The organism is Mesorhizobium sp. M0715, from assembly GCF_040320355.1.
Classification (GTDB): domain Bacteria; phylum Pseudomonadota; class Alphaproteobacteria; order Rhizobiales; family Rhizobiaceae; genus Mesorhizobium.
This window is the reverse complement of record NZ_JAMYPL010000006.1, coordinates 222,195-243,946: the sequence shown is the minus strand read 5'-3', so window position 1 is coordinate 243,946 and position 21,752 is coordinate 222,195. Positions and strand designations below refer to the sequence as shown.

Genomic DNA, 21,752 nt, shown 5'->3' with positions numbered 1-21,752 from the left:
ACAGGACCATGAGCACAAGGGCGCCGGCATCGGCGGACGAATTTCTGACCGGGCTGAAAGGCCAGCGCGTGCTGGTGACGGCAGGCGCCGGCGGCATCGGTTTTGCCATAGCCGACACACTGTCACGCCTCGGTGCCCGCATCGTCGTCTGCGACGTTTCCGACGAGGCGCTGGCCGCTGCTCCCGGCAAGATCGATCTGGTCGCCGCTGTGAAGGCGGATGTTTCGCGCGACGATGACGTCGACCGGCTGTTCGAGGCGGTCGAGAAAGAACTCGGCGGGCTCGACGCGCTGATCAACAATGCCGGCATTGCCGGGCCGACCGGCGGTGTCGACGAAATCGACCCGGCCGACTGGCGGCGCTGCATCGACATCTGCCTGACTGGCCAGTTCCTGTGCGCCCGGCGCGCCGTGCCGCTGATCAAGGCGGCGGGCGGCGGCTCGATCGTCTCGATGTCGTCGGCCGCCGGCCGCCATGGCTACGCCTTCCGCACACCCTATTCGGCGGCCAAGTTCGGTGTCATCGGTTTCACGCAGAGTCTCGCCAAGGAGCTCGGGCCGCACGCTATCAGGGTCAACGCCATCCTGCCCGGCATCATCGAAGGGCCGCGCATCGAAGGTGTTATCTCGGCGCGCGCCAAGCAGGTCGGTATCAGCCACGAGGAAATGACCGGACGCTATCTGCAGAATATCTCGCTGCGCCGCATGACCAGCCCCTATGATGTCGCATCGATGGTCGCCTTCCTGCTCTCCGATGCGGGGATCAACATTTCCGGCCAGTCGCTCGGCGTCGACGGCAATGTCGAAACACTTTGAGGAGCCGATCCATGGCCAATGTCGCAATTGTCGGAAGCGGGTTCATCGGGCGGGCCTGGGCGATCAGCTTCGCCCGTGCCGGCCATGACGTGCGGATGTGGGATCAGTCGCCCGCTGCGACCGGCGGCGCCCGCGACTACATTGCCGGCGTGCTCGGTGACCTTGCCGCAAACGACCTGCTGCGCGGTCAGTCCGTCGACACTGTGCTTGGCCGGATCACCATTGTCGCGGAGCTGGCAAAGGCGCTGGCGGGTGCGGTCCATATCCAGGAGAACACGCCTGAAAACCTCGAGGTGAAGCGGGAGGTATTCTCGCTGATCGACACGCTTGCCGATCCGCGGACAGTCATCGCCAGTTCCACCTCGGCGCTGTTGCCGTCGAAATTCACCGACCATCTGCAAGGACGGCATCGCTGTCTGGTCGTGCACCCGATCAATCCGCCCTATCTCATTCCGGCGGCCGAAATCGTGCCGGCGCCATGGACGTCCGCCGAGACGGTCGAGAGAACCTGCGCCTTCCTCATCGACGCCGGTCATGCGCCCCTGGTGATGAAGCGCGAGCTCGACGGCTTCATCATGAACCGCCTGCAAGGCGCATTGCTTGAGGAGGCTTTCCGGCTTGTCGCCGACGGCTACGCCAGCGTCGAGGATGTCGATATCGGTATCCGTGACGGACTGGCGCTGCGCTGGTCGTTCATGGGTCCGTTCGAGACCATCGATCTCAATGCACCTGGCGGCGTGCGCGACTATGTCGAGCGTTATCAGTCGATCTATTCGAACATTTTCCCGCAGATGCTGCGGCGCGTCGACTGGGCGGGCGAGGTGATGAAAACCGTCGAAGCCGACCGCCGCGAGCGCCTGCCACGCGAAAACCTCGGCGAACGGCAGGTATGGCGCGATCGTCGGCTGATGGCGCTGGCGGCACACAAGAAAAAATCGGACCAGGAGTACGGACAATGATCGAAACGAGCCGCAAGCCAAGTGCTGCGCAGACCAGGGGCAAGGTCATCATCACCTGCGCGGTGACGGGCGCCATCCACACGCCGACCATGTCGCCCTATCTGCCGATCACGCCTGACCAGATCGCTTCTGAGGCGATCGCGGCTGCCGAAGCCGGTGCCGCAATCCTGCATCTGCATGCGCGAGATCCGGAAACCGGCAAGCCCGACCAGACGCCGGAGGCCTTCGCTCGCTTCCTGCCGCGCGTCAAGCAAGGCACCAACGCCGCCATCAACATCACCACCGGTGGCAGCCCGTACATGAAGGTCGAGGAGCGCGTGCGCCCGGCCGCCAAGTTCAAACCGGAAGTCGCCTCGCTCAACATGGGCTCGATCAATTTCGGGCTCTATCACCTCGCCGACAAATACGAGACCTTCAAGTTCGACTGGGAAAAGCCGCATCTGGAAGCGACCCGCGACCTCGTCTTTCGCAACTCGTTCAAGGACATCGAGTACATTCTGGCGACCTGCTACGACAACGGCACGCGCTTCGAGTTCGAGTGCTACGACATCGCCCATCTCTACAACCTCTCTCACTTCGCCGACCGCGGGCTGGTGAAGCCGCCTTTCTTCGTGCAGTCGGTGTTCGGGCTGCTTGGCGGCATCGGCACGCACCCGGAAGACGTCGCCCATATGAAGCGCACCGCCGACCGGCTGTTCGGCGACCAGTTCCGCTGGTCGGTCCTCGGCGCCGGCGCCAGCCAGCTGCGCATCGCCGCGCAATCGGCCGCACTTGGCGGCAACATCCGCGTCGGGCTGGAGGACAGTCTCTGGGCGGGCAAGGGCAAGCTTGCCAAATCGAACGCCGAACAGGTCTTGCTGGCACGCAAGATCATCGAGGGGCTCGGCATGGAGGTGGCGACGCCCGACGAGGCGCGCGAAATCCTGTCATTGAAGGGCGGCGACAAGGTCGCTTTCTAAATCGTTGCGTGGCGCCAATTCCGAGGAGGACGGCATGAAGATCGAAGTCGTGGTGGACGTGAAGACCACACTGGGCGAAGGACCGCTGTGGGACGTCGAACAGGAACGACTCTACTGGATCGACAGCTTCGACGGGCGCGTGTTTCGGGCGACCGCCGACGGACGCGAGATCCGGTCATGGGACGTGCCGATGAAGATCGGCTCAATGGCGCTACGCAAGGACGGTAGCGGCGCCGTGGTGTCGCTGCAGCGCGGTTTCCATCTGCTCGATTTCGCCTCCGGCGATGTGACGCTGATCCACGATCCCGAGCCGGACAGGCCAATGAACCGGCTCAACGACGGCAAGGTCGACCGGCGCGGCCGCTTCTTCGCCGGCTCGATGGACACGATGGAAGAGGGGCCGTCCGGCGGTCTCTACAGGCTGGATCCGGATTTCTCCGTCACCCGGATCGATTCCGGCATCATCTGTTCCAACGGTCCATGCTGGAGCCCCGACGACCGCACCTTCTATTTCGCCGACACCTGGACCGGCGAGATATGGGCCTACGACTACGACATCGCCACCGGTGCCGCCACCAACAGGCGTACCTTCGTGCGCGTCGACACCAGCCGGGGCGGTGCGGCGGACGGCTCGACCGTCGATGCCGAGGGCTATCTGTGGAATGCGCTGGTCTATGACGGAAGACTGGTGCGCTATGCGCCCGATGGCAGCATCGATCGCATCATCGACATGCCGGTCAAGAAGATCACCAGCGTCATGTTCGGCGGACCGAAGCTAGATATCCTTTACGTCACCTCGATGGCCAAGCCGCCGTTGCCGCGTTTTCCCGGCGACGGCGTTTTGCGCGGCAGCCTGTTCGCCATCACGGGCCTTGGCGTCAAAGGCGTTGCGGAGCCCCGCTTCGGCAGCTGACGCCAGACAAGCGAAGCGCCCGTAGCATACGCGGATCAGGCCTTCGCGCAGGCATCCCAATGAGCGGTCAACGGATCATTGGCCAAACAGGTCCGGGCGAGCCACGTTGAGCCGTTGCACCGTGCGCAGCACTTCGCGCAGATGCGCCGCCATACGCGCGCCTGCCTGCTTTGCCTCGCCGGTCTCCACGGCCTCGAAGATCGCCACATGCTGAGCGAGCAGCGTTTCGAGGTGACCCGGCTCGGGCAGGCTCAGATAGCGCACACGGTCCATCTGCAGCTTGACCACTTGGATCACCCGCCAGCTCTTGGGCAGGCCGGCCTCTTCGCAAAGGCTACGATGGAAGCCCTCGTCGAGCTCAAGAAACAGCTCGCGGTCGCCCTCGGCCACTGCCTTGGCCTGCTGGGCAAGATTCACCCTGCCTGCCGCGATGAAGGCGCTCGAACCGTGTCCGGCCAGCTTCTGCACGACGGAGACCTCGAGTGCCTCGCGAATGAACTGCGCTTCCTCGACGTCACTTAGCCGGATCGGCGCGACGAAGCTGCCGCGTTGCGGCAGGATGTCGATCAGCCCTTCATCGGCAAGCCGGATCAGCGCCTCGCGCACGGGTGTCCGGCTGACACCGAGCTGCTGGGCTAGGTCCTGTTCGCTGAGCGCTTCCGACGGCAACATCGCCAGCGTCGTGATGGCGCGGCGCAGGCGCTCGTAGATCTGCGGTGAGATCGGCATGCGATTGTTGACCGGCTCCAGCACCCGCGAGGGTTCGCGCTGACCGGCGGTTTTCAGCCTGGCAGCACTGCCTGAAAATCTGGTCGCCCCCGAAAGCTTGGTCCCCATGACGAATCCGTTGCTGTGAATGGCGCTGCACTGCTCCGGTCATGACACCGCGCACGTCCCAACTCAAGCGGCAAGCAGGATTGAAGCTGTGTTGACATACTACCATGGTAGTGTGTATGACGCCAGCAGGCTAGGGGAGAGGAGCCGGCATGAAGATCACGGACATCAAGGCGACCACCATCACCGTTCCGCTGGAAGCAGCATTGCGGCACAGCAACGGTACGCATTGGGGACGCTTTGTCCGCACCGTGGTCGAGGTCGAGACCGACGAAGGCATTGTTGGGCTCGGCGAGATGGGCGGTGGTGGCGCCGGCGCCGAACTCGCTTTCGCCGGCCTGAAATCCTACCTGGTCGGCCATGACCCTTTCGATCTCAACCGGATGCGCTACGCCATCTGCAATCCGACGGCGTCGCTCTACAACAACCGCACGCAGCTGCACGCAGCGCTGGAATTCGCCTGTCTCGACATCATCGGCAAGAAGCTCGGCGTGCCGGTCTACCAATTGCTTGGCGGGCGCGTGCGCGACCGGATCGGCTTCGCCTCCTATCTGTTCTTCCGTTATGCCGACCGCCGCAGCGGCAAGGGCGAAGTCCGCACCATCGATCAATTGCTCGAGCATGCCCGCGCGCTCAAGGCCGAACATGGTTTTCACGCCCACAAGCTCAAGGCCGGCGTGTTTCACCCCGACTATGAGTTGGAATGTTTCAGGGCGCTCGCCGCCGAATTTCCTGCCGATACGCTGCGCTACGATCCGAACGCAGCCCTGTCAGTCGAAGAGGCGCTGCGTTTCGGCCAAGCCATCTCCGATCTCAGGAACGACTATTTCGAGGACCCGACCTGGGGCCTGGCCGGCATGCGCCGCTTGCGCGAGAAGCTCTCCATCCCGCTGGCCACCAACACCATCGTCATCGATTTCGAACAGCTCGCCACCAATGTGCGCGACCCTGCGGTTGACGTGATCCTGCTCGACACCACCTTCTGGGGCGGCATCCGCGCCTGCGTGCGCGCGGCGCAGATCTGCGACACGTTCGGTCTCGGTATTGCGGTGCATTCCTCTGGCGAACTCGGCATCCAGCTCGCCACCATGCTGCATCTTGGCGCAGTGCTGCCCAACCTCGTCTTCACCGCCGACGCGCATTATCACCACCTTGCCGACGACATCATCGTCGGCGGCAAGATGCTCTACGAGAATGGTGCGATCGCGGTGCCGGAGGCACCGGGCCTCGGCGTCGAACTCGATCGTGACAAACTCGCCACCTATGCCGAACTCTATCGCTCGCTGGGCGGCTATGCCTACGACCGCGATCCCGGCCGTCCGGGCTGGTATCCGCTGCTGCCCAACACTAATTTCGCCGACCATTTGAACGATGCCGTGCCTGATCTCGGGCTGGGCTGACATTTTCCGTTCGAAAGGATCGTCGGGAGGACGCTATGACTTTCAACCGGAGGAGAACAACAATGAGCAAGACCACAGCCTTATTCATTGCAGCCATGCTCGGCTGCACCAGCTTTGCAGCGCTGGACGCGCGCGCCTATGAAGGCGTCGCCAAGGGCGACACTTCGGCCAAGAAGATCGCCTTCAGCAATTCCTACGCCGGCAATTCCTTCCGCCAGGTGATGATCAAGAGCTTCGAGGAAATGGGCGTCAAGGCCGTGGCCGACAAGCAGATCGCCGCAACAGCCGTCGTCAGCTCGAACAATTCGGTGACCGAACAGGCGAGCCAGATCGAGAACCTGATCCTGCAGGGCTACGATGCGATCATCGTCCTTGCCGGCTCCGACACCGCACTCAATGGCGCCATCAAGGATGCCTGCAATGCCGGTATCACGGTCGTCGCCTTCGCCAGCGGCGTCACCGAGCCTTGCGCCTATGTCGTCGACTACAACCTCGATTCCTATGCCAAGGCCGAACTGGATTTCATCTCCAGCAAGCTCGGCGACAAGCCGGCCAACATCCTCGAGATCCGCGGTATGGCCGGCGACGGTTTCGACAAGCGCCTGCATGAGGGCGTCGAGAAGGCGATGAAGGCGCACGCCAGCTACAAGGCTGTCGGCGAGGTCTATGGTCAGTGGACGGCCACCGTGGCACAAAAGGAAGTGTCGGGCATCCTGCCGTCGTTGCCTCAGGTCGATGCGGTGCTGACGCAGGGCGGCGACGGCTATGGCGCGGCGCAGGCATTCAAGGCCGCCAGCCGGCCGCTGCCGATCATCATCATGGGCAACCGCCAGGACGAATTGGCGCTGTGGAAGCAGGAGCATGATGCCGGCGGCTACGAAACCTTCTCGCTGGGCGCCACGCCCAGCGTCTCGCAGGTCGCGTTCTGGGTCGCGCAGCAGATCCTGGCCGGCAAGCAGGTGCCGAAATTCGTCGAGGTGCCGCTCCTGCAGATCAATCAGCCTGACCTCGACGCCTGGCTGAAGACGGTTCCCGCAGGCGGCGTGGTCAATGCCGAATACCCGCAGGAGCTGGTGGCCAAGATCATCGACGCCAACGTGAAGAAGGAGCCTCTGCCGGGCGTTCCCGCGCCGAAATGAGCAGCATGGCCGAATGATGAACGATCCCACGTCGCCCAAAAGGGACGCAGCAGAGACGGTCAATGCCGACGGCCTCCTCATCGAGGTGCGCGATGTCCGCAAGCACTATGATGCCGTGCATGCCCTGGGCGGCGTGGATTTTCATCTCAAACCCGGCGAGGTCGTTGGCCTTGTCGGTCACAACGGCGCCGGCAAGTCGACGCTGATGAACGTGCTGGCCGGCACCATCGAGCGCAGCAGCGGCAGCTTTCGCCTCGGCGGACGTGAGATCGGTGCCTGGAGTGCGGCCAGTGCCCAGCAGGCCGGTCTGCGCTGTATCTTCCAGGAACTGTCGCTCTGCGCCAATTTGACGTCGGCGGAAAACACCCGCATCGTGCACAGGTCCTTGCGTGGGTTGGGCTGGCGGCGGCGCGCGCGCCAGGTGATTGGTCCGGTGCTGGACGAGATCTTCCCTGGCCACGGCATCGATCTCGACAGGAAGGTCGCCGACCTGCCGATCGGCGAGCGACAGATGGTCGAGATCGCCCGCGCCTTCACGCAGACCAGCATCAAATTGCGCGCCGTCATTCTCGATGAGCCGACCTCGGCGCTCGGCCATGAGGCGACGGAACAACTGCTCGCCCACATTCGTCGTGCCGCAGGGCGTGGCATCGCCTGCATCCTGATCACCCATCGCCTCAACGAGATCCTCGCCGTCTGCGACCGCACCGTCGTCATGGTCGACGGCAAGGTCGTCGCCGAGCGGCCCACCGCCGGCCTGTCACGCGCCGCGCTGGTCGAGTTGATGGGAAGCATCGAACGGCCGCGTGAGCGCACGGCCGGCAAGGTGGCCTCGGTGCAAGCTCCGGTTATCCGGCATGCGGGTCGCGACACCACAGATCTGACCATCGACGTCGGCAAGGGTGAGGTCATCGGCTTCGCCGGGCTCGACGGCCACGGCCAGCGCGAGCGGCTGCGCGCGATGTTTTATGCCTCGCGCCGGCAACGCGAGGCCTTGCCGGGTGCCTATGTCGCCGGCGACCGCGGCTCGGAAGGCGTGTTTTCGCTGTGGTCTATCGCCGACAATCTGACCATCCGCAGCCTGAATGCACTGACGCGGGGCGGCATGATTTCAGGCGCCGCCGCCCGCAAGCTGGCCGAGACCTGGTCGAACAGGCTCAACGTCAAGGCGCCTTCGATCGACACGCCGATCCTGTCGCTGTCCGGCGGCAACCAGCAGAAGGTGCTGTTCGCCCGCGCGCTGTCGTCGGACGCCGAGGTGATCTTCCTCGACGATCCGATGCGCGGCGTCGATGTCGGCACCAAGCAGGAGGTCTACCGGCTGATCCGCGCGGAAGCCGAGAACGGACGCGCCTTCGTCTGGTACACAACCGAACTCGAAGAGCTGACCAATTGCGAGCGCATCTATGTCTTCCGCGAGGGCCGCGCCGTGACCAGGTTGGAAGGCGAGGCCATCGAGACCGGCCGTATCCTGCAGGCGTCGTTCGGAGGCGACCATGTCTGACGCGCCTGCCCGAGTTCCGGCCCGTTCTCCTTCCAATCCGCGCTCGGCCTTGCTCAATGCGATGCAGGTCGGCCTGCCGGCAATCGCGCTGCTGGTCATGCTGGCCATCATCTTCAGCATCCGCCCGGCGGCGATGAGCTATTTCGGCTTCCATCTGCTGTTCAAGCTCTCGGTGCCGCTGGTCTTTGCCGCACTGGCGCAGATGATGGTGATCATGCTGGGCGACATCGACCTGTCGAACGGCGCCTTTGTCGGGCTGATCACCTGCATCACGGCGCTCTATCTCGGGGATGCGCCGGCAATTGCGGCGCTGTGCTACCTGGTCCTGATCGCCGCCTATGCCGGCTTCGGCCTGCTTATTCATGCACGGCAATTGCCCTCGATCATCGTGACGCTGGGCATGTCCTTCATCTGGCTCGGCATCGCCGTCATCCTACTGCCGGCACCGGGTGGCTCGGCACCCGCATGGCTTGCCGCCTTCATGAGCTGGCAGCCGCCTTTGATGCCGCTGTCGATCTGGCTGGCGGCACTGGCGGCGCTTGCCGGCCATCTCGTCATCTCACGCTCCTCCTATGGCGTGGTGTTGCGCGGCGCAGGCGGCAATCCGCGCGCCGTCCAGCGCGCCGGCTGGTCCGTTGTCGGCATCCGCGTCGCTGTCTATGCCGCCGCCGGCCTGCTCGCCTGTCTGGCCGGGCTGACGCTGACCGGCCTCACCACATCGGGCGACGCCAATGTCGCGCCGGCCTATACGCTGCTCGGCGTCGGCGCGGTGATCCTCGGCGGTGGCGCTTTCACCGGTGGCGTCGTCTCGCCGGTCGGCACGGTGGTCGGCGCTCTGACGCTGTCGCTCGCGGGCTCGCTTTTGTCTTTCCTGCAGGTGCCGCCGACATGGCAGATCGGTGCCCAGGGCGTTATCCTGTTTCTCGTGCTGGCCGGGCGCGTGCTTTTGTCGGAGCGGGCGCGATGACCCGAAGATTGAGCCTCGCGCCGTGGACCTACGGCTTCATCGTGGCGCTCGCAATGTGGGTGGTGACATCAGCCTATTCCGGTATCGACAGCGCCGGCGCCACGCTCTCGGGGGCGCTCGCCTTCGGTGCCTTCAGCGTTGTGGTGGGAACCGGGCAGATGTTCGTCGTCGCCTCCGGGCCGGGCAATATCGACCTGTCCGTGCCATCCGTGCTGACGCTGGCCGCCTATGTATCGATAACGGTCATGCAAGGGTCCGACGGCATGCTGCTGCCTGGCCTGCTTGCAGCACTTGCCGTCGGCGCCGTCGCGGGTGCCGCTAACTTCCTTGCCATCGTCGCGCTCAGGCTGCCGCCGATCATCGCAACGCTCGCCTGGAGCTTCGTCTTCCAGTCGCTTGCCTTTAATCTCGGCGGCCAGGCGACACTGAAGCCGCCGGCCGGCCTTTCCCGGTTTACCTTGATGAACCTTGGCGGCGTCCAATTCATGCCGATCGCGGTGATGGTGCTGACGCTGGTCGCCATGGTCGTCCTCAAACGCACGGTCTGGGGCCGGCAATTGCTGGCCACCGGCCAGAGCGAACCGGCGGCGCGGCTCGCCGGCATCAACGTCGCCCGGGTGCGGTTGATTGCCTATATGCTGTGCGGCACGGCGGCAGCGCTCGCCGGCTTCCTGCTTGCCGGCTTCAGCGGCGGGGCAGCACTCAACATGGGTGACGCCTATCTGATGGAATCGATCGCCGTGGTGGTGCTTGGCGGCACCAGCGTCGCCGGTGGACAGGCCAACGCGGTAGGCATATGGGGGGCTGCGCTGTTCTTCAACCTGATGTCCACCATGCTCAACACCTTTGGCATCCAGGCAGGCGTGCGCTTCCTTTTGACCGGCGTGCTGATCATCCTGATCGTCGCTCTCGTGCCGAGGCCTCGCGTCAGATGACACCCGCCACCGATACGCTCGCCGGGCTGTTCGAAACAAAGGCAGTTTCCTTCGTCGACCTGACGCATCCGATGAAGCCCGGCATGCCGGTGTGGCCGACGCACCCGCATTACTGCCAGGAGATGGTGGAATCCTATGACCGCGGCGACGTCGCCTGCAACCATGCGTTGGCTATGAGCGAGCACACCGGCACGCATTTCGACGCGCCGGTCCATTTCATCCGCGGCGGTGCTGCCATCTCGGACATTCCGGTCGAGCGTTTCTTCGGCCGCATGGTGACGATCGATGCGCGGGACTGCGCGCCCCGGCAGGCGGTCGAGCCGGATTCTATCTTCGCTTTCGAGGCCGAACAGGGCTGCGTACGGCAGGGCGACGCCGTGTTCTTCCGTTTCGGCTGGGACCGGTTCTGGGACGATCCGGCCGCGTTTCTCGCCGACTGGCCCGGCCTGTCGCGGCAAGCAAGCGAATTGCTGGTCGAGCGCGGTGCGCGCATCGTCGGTTCGGACTGCCTGTCGATCGATTGTTTCGGCAGCGAGGATTTCCCGGCGCACAATACGTTGCTTTCAGCCGGCATCCTGATCGGCGAGAATTTCGCACGGCTTGGTGACTTGCCGCCTCGGTGCTTCCTGATCAGCTTGCCGCTGGCGATCGAAGGCGGCACCGGATCACCGCTGCGCGCCATCGCGCTGGTCGAGGGCTAAACCGGCTCAAGAGAAATCCAGCTGGACCTTGAGCGTGCGCTGAGGTTCCTTCTCGATCAGGTCGAAGGCGGCGCGCGCCTCCGTCGCCGCGAAGACCTGTGTGATCATGCCTTGCGGATCGAGCCGCTTGTCGGCCAGCCATTCGACGACGCGCGGCAACAGCCGGCGGTTCAGGCGCGAGCCGACGATGGTCAGTTCCTTGCGCACCACTTCCTGCTGGCTGAGGTTGGATGGGGCGTCCGAAAAGCCGAGCAGGCCGATGCGGCCCGCCGGGCTGGCCAGCCGGCAAGCCTCGTCAAGAAGTGCGGGAATGCCGGCGCCGTCAATGACCAGCGTCGGGCCAAGACCGTCATTTTCACCGCGCACCGCGGCCGGCACGGGATCGCGCACGGAGTGAATCACCCTGTCGGCGCCGAAGCGGAGCGCTCGCTCCAGGCGGGCTTCGTCGATATCGGCAACGATGCAGCGTGCGCCCTTGAGCTTGGCGACCTGCAGGACAGTGACGCCGACCGTGCCGGCGCCATAGATCAGCGCCGTGTCCTCGGGTCCGCAACCGGTACGATCAAGCACATTGGCGGCGATGGAAAACGGCTCGGCCAGTGCCGCCAGCCCAAACGGCATATCCCTTGGAACCGGTATGACATTTGCCGCCGGCACCGCCACGAAGGCGCGAAAACCGCCGTCGCGGTGAACGCCCATCACTTCGAGGTTGGCGCAGACATTGGAGCGGCCGACCCGGCAGGGATAGCAGTGGCCGCACGACACCACGGGATCGACCACCACGCGGTCTCCCACCGCTATGCCGGTCACATTGCGTCCGAGCGCTGTTACGGTGCCGGCGAATTCATGGCCGATGATGCGCGGATAGACGGCGAACGGATTGGAGCCGTGCAATATGTGAATGTCGGAGCCGCAGATGCCGGCACGGCTGACATGAACGACGACTTCGCCAGTGCCGGGCTCTGGCATGGCGCCCTGCCGGACTTCCAGCGACTGCGGTGCGCGAACGAGAACTTCAAGCATGGCCTCACCACTTGTATACTAGTCGACAAGTGGCTCAATCTCGCTGTGCCGTCAAGACGCAAGCGCTCATGGCGGCGGTAAGACGGCCTCTTACCTGACACGTTCCTTCACGAAATCGGGACGGGCGTCCGCTGAAACGCAAATGTGCCTGGCGACGGCAGTTCGGACTCCCAATGCGCTGTCCTGCCGATCTCCTCTCGAAGGGGTCGGCAGTCAAAATTTTTTGACTTCCATCAAAGAGGAAATGACTACCGCTTGCCTGCTTGTCGGACCATAAGACAGGCCGTGTGATCGGGCCTCGGCTGGCTTGCCGCACGGAAGGCGACCTTGCCTTTGAACGCGGACGCGCCACCTGGAATAGAGCAGCCGCTTGCATGACGGAATTGGCAATAGAATTGGAACAGCCTCAATTTGCCACCGAGCGCGACCCGAGGCTGAGATTGATCATCCCAATCATCGTCGCCATCGCCTTTCTGATGGAGCAGCTCGATTCCACCATCATCACCACCGCGATCCCCGCCATCGCACGCAGTCTCGACACGACGCCCGTCAGGCTGAACCTGGCGATCACCACCTACATTCTGACGCTGGCCGTATTCATTCCCGTCAGCGGCTGGTTCGCCGACAGGTTCGGTGCGCGAAAAGTGTTCGCGCTGGCGCTTTTCACCTTCACCCTCGGCTCGGCGCTGTGCGGCATGGCCAACAGTTTCGGCATGCTGCTGGCGATGCGCGCCCTGCAGGGGCTGGGCGGCGCCATGATGACGCCGGTCGGGCGGCTGATCCTGCTGCGCAGCTTCCCACGCAGCGGGCTGATCACCGCCATGACCTACACGACCTTGCCCGCCATCATGGGGCCTGTGATCGGGCCGCTGCTCGGCGGCCTGTTGACCACTTATGCCTCATGGCGCTGGATATTCTATGTCAACGTGCCATTCGGTTGCCTCGGCATTCTGGCGGCGCTGCGCTTCGTCGACGATTTCCGCGAGGAAGCGGTGCAACGCTTCGACTTTGCCGGGTTCCTGATGGTCGGATGCGGAGTCGCGCTGCTGCAGTTCGGACTGGAAAGCATCGGTAGGCCAATCATCTCCGTTTCGGCGACAGCGTTGGTGTTGGCCGCGGCGATCCTGCTGCTGCTCGCCTTCGGGCGCTATGCGCGCCGCGTCGTTGCACCGGCAGTCGATCTGACACTGTTTCGATTTCGCTCGTTCTGGGTCGGTACGCTCGCAGGCGGCCTGTGCCGCGTTGGCCTCAATGGCGTGCCTTTCCTGTTGCCGCTGATGCTGCAGGTCGGCTTTGGCATGAGCCCGGTCACCTCGGTGCTCGCTGACATTCGTCGGCAGCTTCGGCGCCTTGCTCATTCGGCCGCTGCTGTCGCCGCTGTTGCGGCGCTTCGGTTTCAATGTCGTGCTGATCGGCAGCGCGGTGGTTGGTTCCGCCGCTGTCGGGGGCTTCGCCTTGATCGAAGCCGATACGCCGCACTGGATGATCGGCCTTTACGCCTTTGTCTTCGGGGTCATCCGGTCGGCGCAGTTCATGACCTCCAACACGCTTTCCTACGCCGACCTGCCGGCCGACAAGCTCAGCCGCGCCACCAGTCTCGGCGGCGTCCTGCAGCAACTCAGCGTTTCCCTGGGCGTTTCGATCGCCGCCATGGTGCTGGGCCTTGTCGCAGGAGAAACCCACATCGTGACAGCGGAACGCTTCCACCAGGTGTTCCTGCTGACCGCGGTCATCCCGTTGCTGTCCGTCCCCGGCTTCCTGTACCTGCGTGCCGAGGACGGCGTGCAGGTCAGCGGTCATGTTCGATCGGGTAATTCTCGCAAATGATGCCAGATGCATTCTGCGTTCAAAAAGGATTGCCTCGCCGGATCGGTCGATTATCATGAACGGCGATACCGTATGGCTGAGGGCAGCCCCACAGCGCTCTTGGCGGCGGATAGTGGGAAATGATCGCGCTGGCGAAACGGGAAAACGCGATGGTGTGGGTTAAGAAGCCTTCGGCTGACGAGAAGCTGGCCATGGCTGCCACTTGCGAGCGTTTCATCGCCGAGGTTCTGAAGCCTCGGTTCATCCACGGCCAGCCGAATCGGCTCGACCATCCGCTAGACATTTTCGGCAAGTGGCGAGGAAGCAAATACGGTTTCTCAGCGCGCTACCGTTCGGATGACGGTGAAGAATTCAACGCTCCCTTCGCCCGGCTCGATCATGTGGAGGAGCATCTCGCCGAGACCCGGTTCGACCTCATGTGGCACAGGCACACCGGAGCATGTGGGCGGCTGCATGCGACCGTTACGTTGGACGAAGCCCTGCGTCTCATCTCGGCTGACTCGAGGCTCCAGCCGCCACTATGAACCGCAAGAACAGCCGACCCCGTTTCGATGTCGATGCCCTGCGCGATCTTGTCGGCACCAAGGTGTACTCGCGCGGCGAGGCCTACTGGCGTGACGGGCTGGTGCAACTGCTGACCGTTGGGCCCAAGCGCGTGCTGGCGCAGGTTGCCGGCACGGAGGACTACCGTGTTGAACTGACGGGGCGTGGCGAGTCGGTCGACGGTTCGTGTTCCTGCCGCGCCTTCGGCGACTGGGGCTATTGCAAGCATTTGGTGGCGACGGCGCTGGCGGCAAACGCGATGGGCAGCGACACGGAAGCGCAAAGCATCGATGTGTTCACGCGTATACGCGAACATCTGGAAGGCAAGAACAAGGCGGCGCTTGTCGATATGATCATGGATGTCGTCGAGCGCGATCCTATCCTGTTGCGTAGGCTGGAAATGGCCACGCTGACTACGCAAGACGGCGACGAGGCGGCCATCGAGGCGCGTCTCGGCAAGATGATCGACGGCGCAACCGCCACGAATGGCTTCATAGATTACCGCGAGGCGCCCGACTGGGCCCAAGGTGTGGACGAGGCGCTCGATGTGATCGCCTCGGTCTCGAGCAAGCATGCGGGCATCGTTATACGGCTCGCTATGCGAGCCATCGATCGGATCGAGGCTGCCATCGAGGTCGTGGACGATTCCGATGGCCATTGCGCCCCACTTCTCGACCGGGCATGCGAAATTCACTGCAACGCTGTCTCGGAGGCGCCTTGCGAACCCTTGTCCCTGGCGCGTGACCTGTTCGCGCGCGAGATGAATGGTGGCTACGACACCTTCGGTGGCGCGGCTGAGCGCTATGGCGATATCCTCGGCGAGGAAGGATTGGCCGAATACCGTCGCCTGGCCAACGAAGCCTGGAATGAACTGCCCGCAACCGCCGGCAAGAATCGGATAGGTCACGGACTGTCCGGCGACCATTTCAGGCTGCAGGAAATCCTCGACTTCTTTGCTGACCGCGATGGCGACCTCGAGGCACGCATCGCCCTTCGCGCCAAGCATCTGTCCTCACAGCAAGCCTATCTGCAAGTCGCCAAATTCTGCCTCTCGCACGGTCGCGCCGAAGAGGCTTTGCGCAGGCCGAGGACGGCCTGTGGGTGTTCGAGGATGATCGACCCGACGAGCGGCTCATTTCCTTTGTAGTCGACCTGCTGACCACGGCCGGTCGCGATGCGGACGCCGAAGCGCATCTGTGGCGCGCATTCGAGAAGGCACCGAGCTTCGGACTGTATCAACGGCTGTGCAAGACGGGCACGGCGACGCGCGATCGAGTAATCGAGCGCCTCCAGTCCAGGCTAGCGCGCGAGAAGCCGTCCGCCTGGCATTATCCGGCCGATCTGCTCATCAGCATCTTGATTGAGGAGAAGCAGTTTGATCTGGCGTGGGCGAACACGCGCGCACATGGCGCTTCCGAAGGACTGAAGGAAAAGCTCGCGCAGGTCAGTGAAGCCACGCATCCGCGCGAGGCACTGAAGATCTATGCGGAACGCGTAAACCAACTGGCCCAGTTTGGCGGTAACGGCGCCTATGCAGAAGCGTCAACCCTGATCGGCCGTATGGCCGGCCTGCGCGGCGCGTCCGAACATGCCGCGTATCTGGCGGATGTGAAAGACCGCTTCGGCCGCAAGCGCAATTTCATGAAACTGTTGGCCTGACATGCGGCGCGCGGCGATTGACGAGCAAAATCGCTACATGCTGGAACGCCAGCAGCAGTTCCGCGCGGCGGCGGATGTCGTCACCGATGCTTGGACGCGTTTTCGAGAGGTGGGGGCGGTGGCCGTTATCGGCTCTGTCGCGAAGCCGCTTTGGAAAGAGGTGCCGCGCTTCAGCGAATTCCGGCGCGCTCGGATCGAGGTCTGGCATGAATGTAGCGATCTCGACCTGGCGCTTTGGCTTGACTCGCAGGCTCGTCTAGGCGAACTGCGTCGCGCCGCCGCTCTTGCCCTGCGTGAGGCGTTTGAGAAGGGAACAGGGATCAGCGTTGCCGATCACCAGCTAGACGTTTTTCTGATCGAACCCGGCAGCGACAGATATCTGGGCCGGCTCTGCAAGTTCAGTCAGTGTCCGAAGGGAAAGCTCGACTGCCTGGTTCCCGGGTGTGGCGAGATCGCCTTCAACAAGTGCGTTGCCGACTTCACGCCGCATGCTGATCTGCTCGCCCCAGCTCAAGGCGCGATGCTCTACAAGCGTGGTGTCGGGCGGATGCGCTCCGCGCTTGACCTGCCGCAGACTGGCTGAAAGCCCGCAGGGCTGGGCGAGCCGCGCCTTCAGTGCTTCAGACGATCGTCTCATATGCGCGAATCGGGACGTTGCCTTGCGGAGGCGGGTGGCGTCTTGCGGAGGAAGTCTGCTTGGCGCGGGCAGTGTGTATACGGGCATACCTATATCCGCATGGGTTTTTCAATTAGGCTCGATGCTGTGTGAAAACGGGGAGCATCGATTGCGAGGATTTGCGGAAAGCGTGATGCAGGGGCCGCGGACCGTGGCCGAACAGGTCGCCAATGTCCTGCGCGAAGCGATTGCCAGTGGAACCATCAGGGCGGGCACGCCGCTGCGCCAGGATGAATTGGCCGAGCAGTTTGGCTTCAGCCGCATGCCAATTCGTGACGCCCTTCGCCAATTGGAAGCCGAAGGTATTGTTTCCATTCATCCCACAAAAGGCGCGCAGGTCGCCCGGATGGACGGCGCCGAGATCAGTGAAATCTACGCGCTACGCGAGCTGCTCGAAAGCGAGGCGCTCCGGCTTTCGGTACCCAGCCTCTCCGGCGCGAAGTTCGACGAGGCCGAACAGGTGCTCGACCAGATCGACGCGGAGCGCAATGTCGGCCGATGGGGTGCGCTGAACCGTGCCTTTCATCTGGCTCTCTACGATGCCTGTGGCAACCATCGATTGCTCGGCCTGATCGAGGCGCACCACAATGCCGCCGATCGCTACGTCCGCATCCTGCTGTCGAACCTGGACTATCGCAGCCGCTCGCAGACGGAGCATCGCGAGCTGCTGGCCGCCTGCCGGCGGCGCGACGGCGACAGGGCCATAAGCATTCTGAGGCAGCATCTTCGCGAAGGAAGCGAGACGCTGGTCCGCGCGATCAGGGAAGATGGCCTGTCGCGAGAATCCTGACGGCGTGGCTCATGGGCATGCGATGGGCTTCAGCCCTGCGCCGGCCTGCGTTCGACGATGTAGATGTGGTCGGCCGCCAGCACCACTTCGCCGCGCTGGTTGATCACCTCGCAGCGTTCGATCACCCGTCCCGCCCCCGGCCTCTTCGGGTCGTCTTCCCTGGCCGTAATTGTCGTGCGCGTCCGGATCGTGTCGCCGATGAACACCGGCTTGATGAAGCGCAGCCGGTCATAGCCATAGGAAAAGGCAACAGGATTGATGACGGTTGCCGTCAGCCCGATGCCGACCGAGAACACCAGCGTGCCGTGCGCGATGCGCTGGCCGAATGGCGTCGTCTTCATGAACTCGGCGTCCATGTGGTGCGGGAAGAAATCGCCGGTGTGGCCGGCATGGACGATGAAGTCGGTCTCGGTGATGGTGCGGCCGCTGGTCAGGCGCGACGCGCCAATCTCATAGTCTTCGAAATACTGAATCCGTTCCATCAGGGTCTTTCCGCAATCGGCGTCGCCGGTGCCGCACTCGACTGATACGCCGCCTCGACCAGCGCCATCGTGCTCCACGCGTCCTCGACCGGGCTGATCAGCGTAGCATCTTCTCCGGTGGCAAAACGCTGGACATTGGCCATGCGGCCGACGAAGGCGTCGGGAAACCACTCGCCGGCCAAGGGCACTGCGATCCAGTCCGTCCCGCCTTTCGGATAGATTTCCAGCACATCCGGCTCACCTGTGGGATAATCGAGGTTGAGACCCAACTTGAGATAGGCTGCTCCCTCGGTGCCGCAGATGCGGAACTCGCAGGCTTGGTGCCGGCGGCCGAACTTGTGGTCGTGGTTGATCGACAGCGCGCAGCGCATGGTGTTGCCATAGTCGAGAATGGCGCTGGTGCGCGTCTGCGCCACGGCATGATTGGGATGGCCGAGCGTCTTAGCGTGCACGCCCTTGGGGTCGCCGAGCAATTGCCTGATCAGGTCGAGATAGTGGATCGAATGCATGGCGATCTCGACGCGCGGCGCCTTGAGCAGGAATTCCCAAAGCTGCCACGGTGTCGCCAGCGCCAGCCAGGCATCGAAGTCGACGATCTCGCCGAGCCAGCCCTTGCCGACGGCATCTTTGAGCGCCAGCATCATCGGCGCGAAGCGCAATTGGAAGTTCACCGCTGCGTGCAGCTTCCGGGCGCGGCAGATCTCGAGGATCGCGGTCGCCTCGGCAAGATTGCTGCCCATCGGCTTCTGGATCAGCGCCACCGCGCCATCAGGCAAGGACTTCAGCACATCGGCATGACGCGACGGCGGGGTGGCAAGGTCGAAGATCGCGCCCTCGACGGCAGCAGCTTCTTCGACCGACCCAAAGGCCGTCACGCCCCATTGGCTGGCCAGCTTTTCGGCCCTGGTATGATCAGGATCATAAAGCCCGGCAACCGGAAAGCCGGCCTTCCGGTAGGCCGGGAAATGCGCGTCGCCGACGATCGATCCGGCGCCGAAGGTGACGATCTGCCGGGGCTTGGAGGGTTTTGGCCAGGATTGAACGAGCAAGGCAGGGTCGAAACCGCCTTCAGTCATGATGGAAGACCTCATCCATCTCGGCCCACCACTCGCCCTCTTTGCGCGTCGCCAGCGGCTCCTGGCACGGCATGCAGACCGCCCACCATTCCTGCGTCTTCGGATCGGCCGCCATCTTCGCCATGTCGGCCTCGTAGTCGCTGCCGTGGTATTCGAAGGTGCTGAACAGCACGTTCTCCGGCCGCTTCAGGTAGATCGAGTAGTTCTTGATGTTGCAGGCGGAGATCATGGCCAGCACGTCGGGCCAGACGGCGGCATGGAGGCGGACATACTCCTCGACCTTTTCCGGCTTCAGCCCCAGAACCATTCCCATCCGCTGCATATCATTCTCCTATTTCGTGATCGCCGTGGTGAATTCGGCGATGCTCATGGCCTTGACCGCGTCCCAGTCCCAATCGATGCCGATGCCGGGTTCGTCGGGCGCCAGCGCCTGGCCATCCTCGATGCGGAGGCGCTTGCCGGTCAACTGGTCGAGTTGCGGAATGTACTCGACATATCGGCCGTTCTGAACAGCGCAGGTCAGGCTGACATGCAGCTCCATCAGGAAATGCGGGCAGACCGGAATGTCGAAGGCCTCCGCCGCGTGCGCGATCTTGAGCCAGGGCGTGATGCCGCCGATGCGGCCGACATCGACCTGCACGATCGAGCAGGCGCCTTTCTGCATGTACTCGCGAAAATGGCGAATGGAGTAGAGCGACTCGCCGATGGCAATCGGCGTCGGCGTCGAGTTCGACAACCGCACATGCCCGTCAATGTCGTCGGCCGGCAGTGGCTCCTCGATCCAGGCGAGGTCGAGGTCGCGTAATCTTGCCGCGCGCCGGATCGCCTCGTCGACCGAAAAGCCCTGATTGGCGTCGGTCATGATCTCGTAGCCGTCGCCGACCGCCTTGCGCACCGCCGACAGGCGCGCCAGATCTTCCGAGCCGTGCGGCCTGCCGATCTTCACCTTCGAGCCGCGAAAGCCCTTGGCCTTGGCGGCCAGCGCATCGTCGACCAGCGCCTGCGTCTCGATGTGCAGCCAGCCGCCTTCGGTCGTGTACAGCGGGCAGCGGTCCTTGGCGCCGCCGGCCAGCTTCCACAAAGGCAGGTTCTGCTTCTTTGCCCGTAGGTCCCACAGTGCTGTATCGATGGCCGCGATGGCGATGGCGGTGATGGCGCCGATGGTCGTGGCATGCGTGGCGAATTCGAGATCGTGCCAGATTGCCTCGATCATGTCGGGGTCGCGGCCGATCAGGCGCGGCACCAGATGGTCGGACAAAAGCCGCATCACCGACGAGCCGCCGGTGCCGATCGTGTAGCTGTAGCCGGTGCCGACCGCACCGTCGGAATCGGTGATGGTGACGATAGGCGTTTCCTGGCTGACGAAGCTCTGGATGGCGTCGGTGCGCTTGACCTTGGGCACAAGGTCCACCATCCGAAGGTCGACTTTCCCAATTTTGGCCATGCCGATCAGCTCCGCAATGTCTTTCCGGTCTCGGTGGCAAACAGGTGCGCCTGCGACATGTCGAGGCTCATGGCGACCCGCTCGCCCGGCCGCAGTGGCCTCGGGTTCAGCATGCGCGACACCCAGTCCGTACCGTTGAATTCGACGAACACCAGTGTCTCGTTGCCGAGCGGTTCGGTGACCGTGATCGGCAGTTCGATCTGGTGGACATCGGCCGCACCACCGGAGCTGATGCCATGGCCGGTCGGATAGATGTCGTCCGGCCGCAGCCCGAACACGACCTTGTCGCCGGTGGCGACGTTGGTCTTGAACTGGGCGGGCAGCGGCAGCTTTTCGCCGCTGGCGAAAACCATCTGGCCATCATCGATCGTGGCTTCATGCAGGTTCATCGGCGGCGAGCCGATGAAGCCTGCGACGAAGCGCGTCGCCGGCTGCCGGAACACCTCGTCGGGCGTGCCGACTTGTTCGATATGGCCGTCGCGCATGATGACGATGCGGTCGGCAAGCGTCATCGCCTCGACCTGATCATGGGTGACGTAGATCACCGTCGATTGCACCTTGGCATGAAGCTTCTTGATCTCGGTGCGCATCTGCGTGCGTAATTTGGCGTCGAGATTGGAAAGCGGCTCGTCGAACAGGAAGACGTCAGGATCGCGCACGATGGCGCGGCCCATGGCGACGCGCTGGCGCTGACCGCCGGAGAGTTGCGAGGGGCGTCGGTCCAGCAGTGTGTCGAGGCCAAGAATGGCCGAGGCCTCGGCGACACGGCGGTCCATGTCTTCCTTGGCGGCACCGGCGATCTTCAGCGAGAAGCCGAGATTCTCGCGCACCGTCATGTGCGGATAGAGCGCATAGGACTGGAACACCATCGAGATGTTGCGCGAGCGCGGCGGCAGGTCGTTGACGACGCGCCCGCCGATCTCGATCGAGCCGGCACTGATCTCTTCCAGCCCGGCGATCATGCGCAGCGTCGTCGACTTGCCGCAGCCGGACGGGCCGACCAGCGCGATGAATTCGCGGTCGGCGATGTCGAGATCGATGCCGTGCACGATCCCGATGTTGCCGTAGCGCTTGGTCAGCTTGGTGAGGGTAACGGTTGCCATGGT

At 63.6% G+C, this 21,752-nt stretch carries 23 protein-coding genes; 16 read left to right on the top strand and 7 right to left on the bottom strand.

The features are described 5' to 3' along the window. Window positions 1-8 precede the first annotated feature (8 nt). From NKI21_RS10310 to NKI21_RS10295, 4 genes are read left to right on the top strand one after another with little or no spacing between them, the layout of a single operon-like run. Complete coding sequence (locus NKI21_RS10310) at window positions 9-815, top strand: SDR family oxidoreductase (protein WP_023808888.1); 807 nt, start codon at window positions 9-11, stop codon at window positions 813-815. Window positions 816-826: 11 nt separating this feature from the next. Next, entirely contained in the window at window positions 827-1,774 is a 948-nt protein-coding gene (locus NKI21_RS10305) for a 3-hydroxyacyl-CoA dehydrogenase (protein ID WP_023808887.1), read from the top strand. Further along, window positions 1,771-2,733 carry a 3,5-dioxohexanoate:acetyl-CoA acetone transferase gene (gene kce, locus NKI21_RS10300; protein WP_023808886.1) on the top strand — a complete coding sequence of 321 codons (963 nt, stop codon included), beginning with the start codon at window positions 1,771-1,773 and terminating at the stop codon, window positions 2,731-2,733. The genes NKI21_RS10305 and kce overlap by 4 nt, the downstream gene beginning before the upstream one ends. 34 nt (window positions 2,734-2,767) lie before the next feature. Then, window positions 2,768-3,646, top strand: a complete 879-nt coding sequence (locus NKI21_RS10295; protein WP_023808885.1) for an SMP-30/gluconolactonase/LRE family protein — start codon at window positions 2,768-2,770, stop codon at window positions 3,644-3,646. Window positions 3,647-3,721: 75 nt separating this feature from the next. Here the strand turns inward: NKI21_RS10295 and NKI21_RS10290 are convergent, their stop codons facing one another. Continuing rightward, window positions 3,722-4,483, bottom strand: a complete 762-nt coding sequence (locus NKI21_RS10290; protein ID WP_128302340.1) for a GntR family transcriptional regulator — start codon at window positions 4,481-4,483, stop codon at window positions 3,722-3,724. Window positions 4,484-4,632: 149 nt separating this feature from the next. Between NKI21_RS10290 and NKI21_RS10285 the strand changes: the two genes are divergently transcribed. From NKI21_RS10285 to NKI21_RS10260, 6 genes are all read left to right on the top strand, one after another. Then, window positions 4,633-5,880: an enolase C-terminal domain-like protein gene (locus NKI21_RS10285; protein WP_023808883.1), complete on the top strand. Its 1,248-nt coding sequence runs from the start codon at window positions 4,633-4,635 to the stop codon at window positions 5,878-5,880. Window positions 5,881-5,942: 62 nt separating this feature from the next. After that, window positions 5,943-7,019 carry an ABC transporter substrate-binding protein gene (locus NKI21_RS10280; RefSeq protein WP_352865472.1) on the top strand — a complete coding sequence of 359 codons (1,077 nt, stop codon included), beginning with the start codon at window positions 5,943-5,945 and terminating at the stop codon, window positions 7,017-7,019. Window positions 7,020-7,032: 13 nt separating this feature from the next. Next, window positions 7,033-8,523 (top strand): sugar ABC transporter ATP-binding protein, encoded by a 1,491-nt coding sequence (locus tag NKI21_RS10275; RefSeq protein WP_023808881.1) that lies wholly within the window; start codon window positions 7,033-7,035, stop codon window positions 8,521-8,523. 61 nt (window positions 8,524-8,584) lie between these two features. After that, the gene (locus NKI21_RS10270) at window positions 8,585-9,490 is read left to right on the top strand and encodes an ABC transporter permease (protein WP_352440117.1); all 906 of its coding nucleotides are present in this window, start codon (window positions 8,585-8,587) and stop codon (window positions 9,488-9,490) included. Beyond that, window positions 9,487-10,425 (top strand): ABC transporter permease, encoded by a 939-nt coding sequence (locus tag NKI21_RS10265; RefSeq protein WP_023808879.1) that lies wholly within the window; start codon window positions 9,487-9,489, stop codon window positions 10,423-10,425. The genes NKI21_RS10270 and NKI21_RS10265 overlap by 4 nt, the downstream gene beginning before the upstream one ends. Next, window positions 10,422-11,126, top strand: a complete 705-nt coding sequence (locus NKI21_RS10260) for a cyclase family protein (protein ID WP_023808878.1) — start codon at window positions 10,422-10,424, stop codon at window positions 11,124-11,126. Before NKI21_RS10265 ends, NKI21_RS10260 begins: the two co-directional genes overlap by 4 nt. A gap of 6 nt (window positions 11,127-11,132) precedes the next feature. On the opposite strand, the gene NKI21_RS10255 is transcribed toward NKI21_RS10260, so the two are convergent. Further along, complete coding sequence (locus NKI21_RS10255) at window positions 11,133-12,149, bottom strand: Zn-dependent oxidoreductase (RefSeq protein WP_128302346.1); 1,017 nt, start codon at window positions 12,147-12,149, stop codon at window positions 11,133-11,135. A gap of 374 nt (window positions 12,150-12,523) precedes the next feature. On the opposite strand from NKI21_RS10255, the gene NKI21_RS10250 reads away from it, so the two are divergent. The 6 genes from NKI21_RS10250 to NKI21_RS10225 all read left to right on the top strand — a co-directional run bounded on the left by NKI21_RS10250 (window position 12,524) and on the right by NKI21_RS10225 (window position 17,644). Further along, window positions 12,524-13,963 carry an MFS transporter gene (locus NKI21_RS10250; RefSeq protein WP_352865468.1) on the top strand — a complete coding sequence of 480 codons (1,440 nt, stop codon included), beginning with the start codon at window positions 12,524-12,526 and terminating at the stop codon, window positions 13,961-13,963. 132 nt (window positions 13,964-14,095) lie between these two features. After that, window positions 14,096-14,500 carry a DUF3024 domain-containing protein gene (locus NKI21_RS10245; RefSeq protein WP_245273055.1) on the top strand — a complete coding sequence of 135 codons (405 nt, stop codon included), beginning with the start codon at window positions 14,096-14,098 and terminating at the stop codon, window positions 14,498-14,500. After that, window positions 14,497-15,666: an SWIM zinc finger family protein gene (locus tag NKI21_RS10240; protein ID WP_352865465.1), complete on the top strand. Its 1,170-nt coding sequence runs from the start codon at window positions 14,497-14,499 to the stop codon at window positions 15,664-15,666. Before NKI21_RS10245 ends, NKI21_RS10240 begins: the two co-directional genes overlap by 4 nt. Continuing rightward, the gene (locus NKI21_RS10235) at window positions 15,621-16,178 is read left to right on the top strand and encodes a hypothetical protein (protein WP_352440089.1); all 558 of its coding nucleotides are present in this window, start codon (window positions 15,621-15,623) and stop codon (window positions 16,176-16,178) included. The genes NKI21_RS10240 and NKI21_RS10235 overlap by 46 nt, the downstream gene beginning before the upstream one ends. Before the next feature lies 1 nt (window position 16,179). Continuing rightward, the gene (locus tag NKI21_RS10230) at window positions 16,180-16,761 is read left to right on the top strand and encodes a hypothetical protein (protein ID WP_023808873.1); all 582 of its coding nucleotides are present in this window, start codon (window positions 16,180-16,182) and stop codon (window positions 16,759-16,761) included. 244 nt (window positions 16,762-17,005) lie between these two features. Further along, window positions 17,006-17,644, top strand: a complete 639-nt coding sequence (locus NKI21_RS10225) for a GntR family transcriptional regulator (protein WP_502895155.1) — start codon at window positions 17,006-17,008, stop codon at window positions 17,642-17,644. A gap of 29 nt (window positions 17,645-17,673) precedes the next feature. Here the strand turns inward: NKI21_RS10225 and NKI21_RS10220 are convergent, their stop codons facing one another. Genes NKI21_RS10220 through NKI21_RS10200 form a run of 5 tightly spaced genes read right to left on the bottom strand, consistent with a single transcriptional unit; the run spans window position 17,674 to window position 21,749 of the window. Further along, the gene (locus NKI21_RS10220) at window positions 17,674-18,126 is read right to left on the bottom strand and encodes a MaoC/PaaZ C-terminal domain-containing protein (RefSeq protein ID WP_128302349.1); all 453 of its coding nucleotides are present in this window, start codon (window positions 18,124-18,126) and stop codon (window positions 17,674-17,676) included. Next, window positions 18,126-19,202, bottom strand: a complete 1,077-nt coding sequence (locus NKI21_RS10215) for a Gfo/Idh/MocA family protein (protein ID WP_023808870.1) — start codon at window positions 19,200-19,202, stop codon at window positions 18,126-18,128. The genes NKI21_RS10220 and NKI21_RS10215 overlap by 1 nt, the downstream gene beginning before the upstream one ends. After that, complete coding sequence (locus tag NKI21_RS10210) at window positions 19,195-19,524, bottom strand: L-rhamnose mutarotase (RefSeq protein ID WP_023808869.1); 330 nt, start codon at window positions 19,522-19,524, stop codon at window positions 19,195-19,197. The genes NKI21_RS10215 and NKI21_RS10210 overlap by 8 nt, the downstream gene beginning before the upstream one ends. A gap of 9 nt (window positions 19,525-19,533) precedes the next feature. After that, a complete protein-coding gene (locus tag NKI21_RS10205; RefSeq protein ID WP_352865462.1) occupies window positions 19,534-20,646 on the bottom strand; it encodes a mandelate racemase/muconate lactonizing enzyme family protein in 1,113 nt (370 codons plus the stop codon). A 5-nt stretch (window positions 20,647-20,651) separates the two neighbouring features. Beyond that, complete coding sequence (locus NKI21_RS10200; RefSeq protein ID WP_023808867.1) at window positions 20,652-21,749, bottom strand: ABC transporter ATP-binding protein; 1,098 nt, start codon at window positions 21,747-21,749, stop codon at window positions 20,652-20,654. Between the last annotated feature and the right edge of the window lie 3 nt (window positions 21,750-21,752).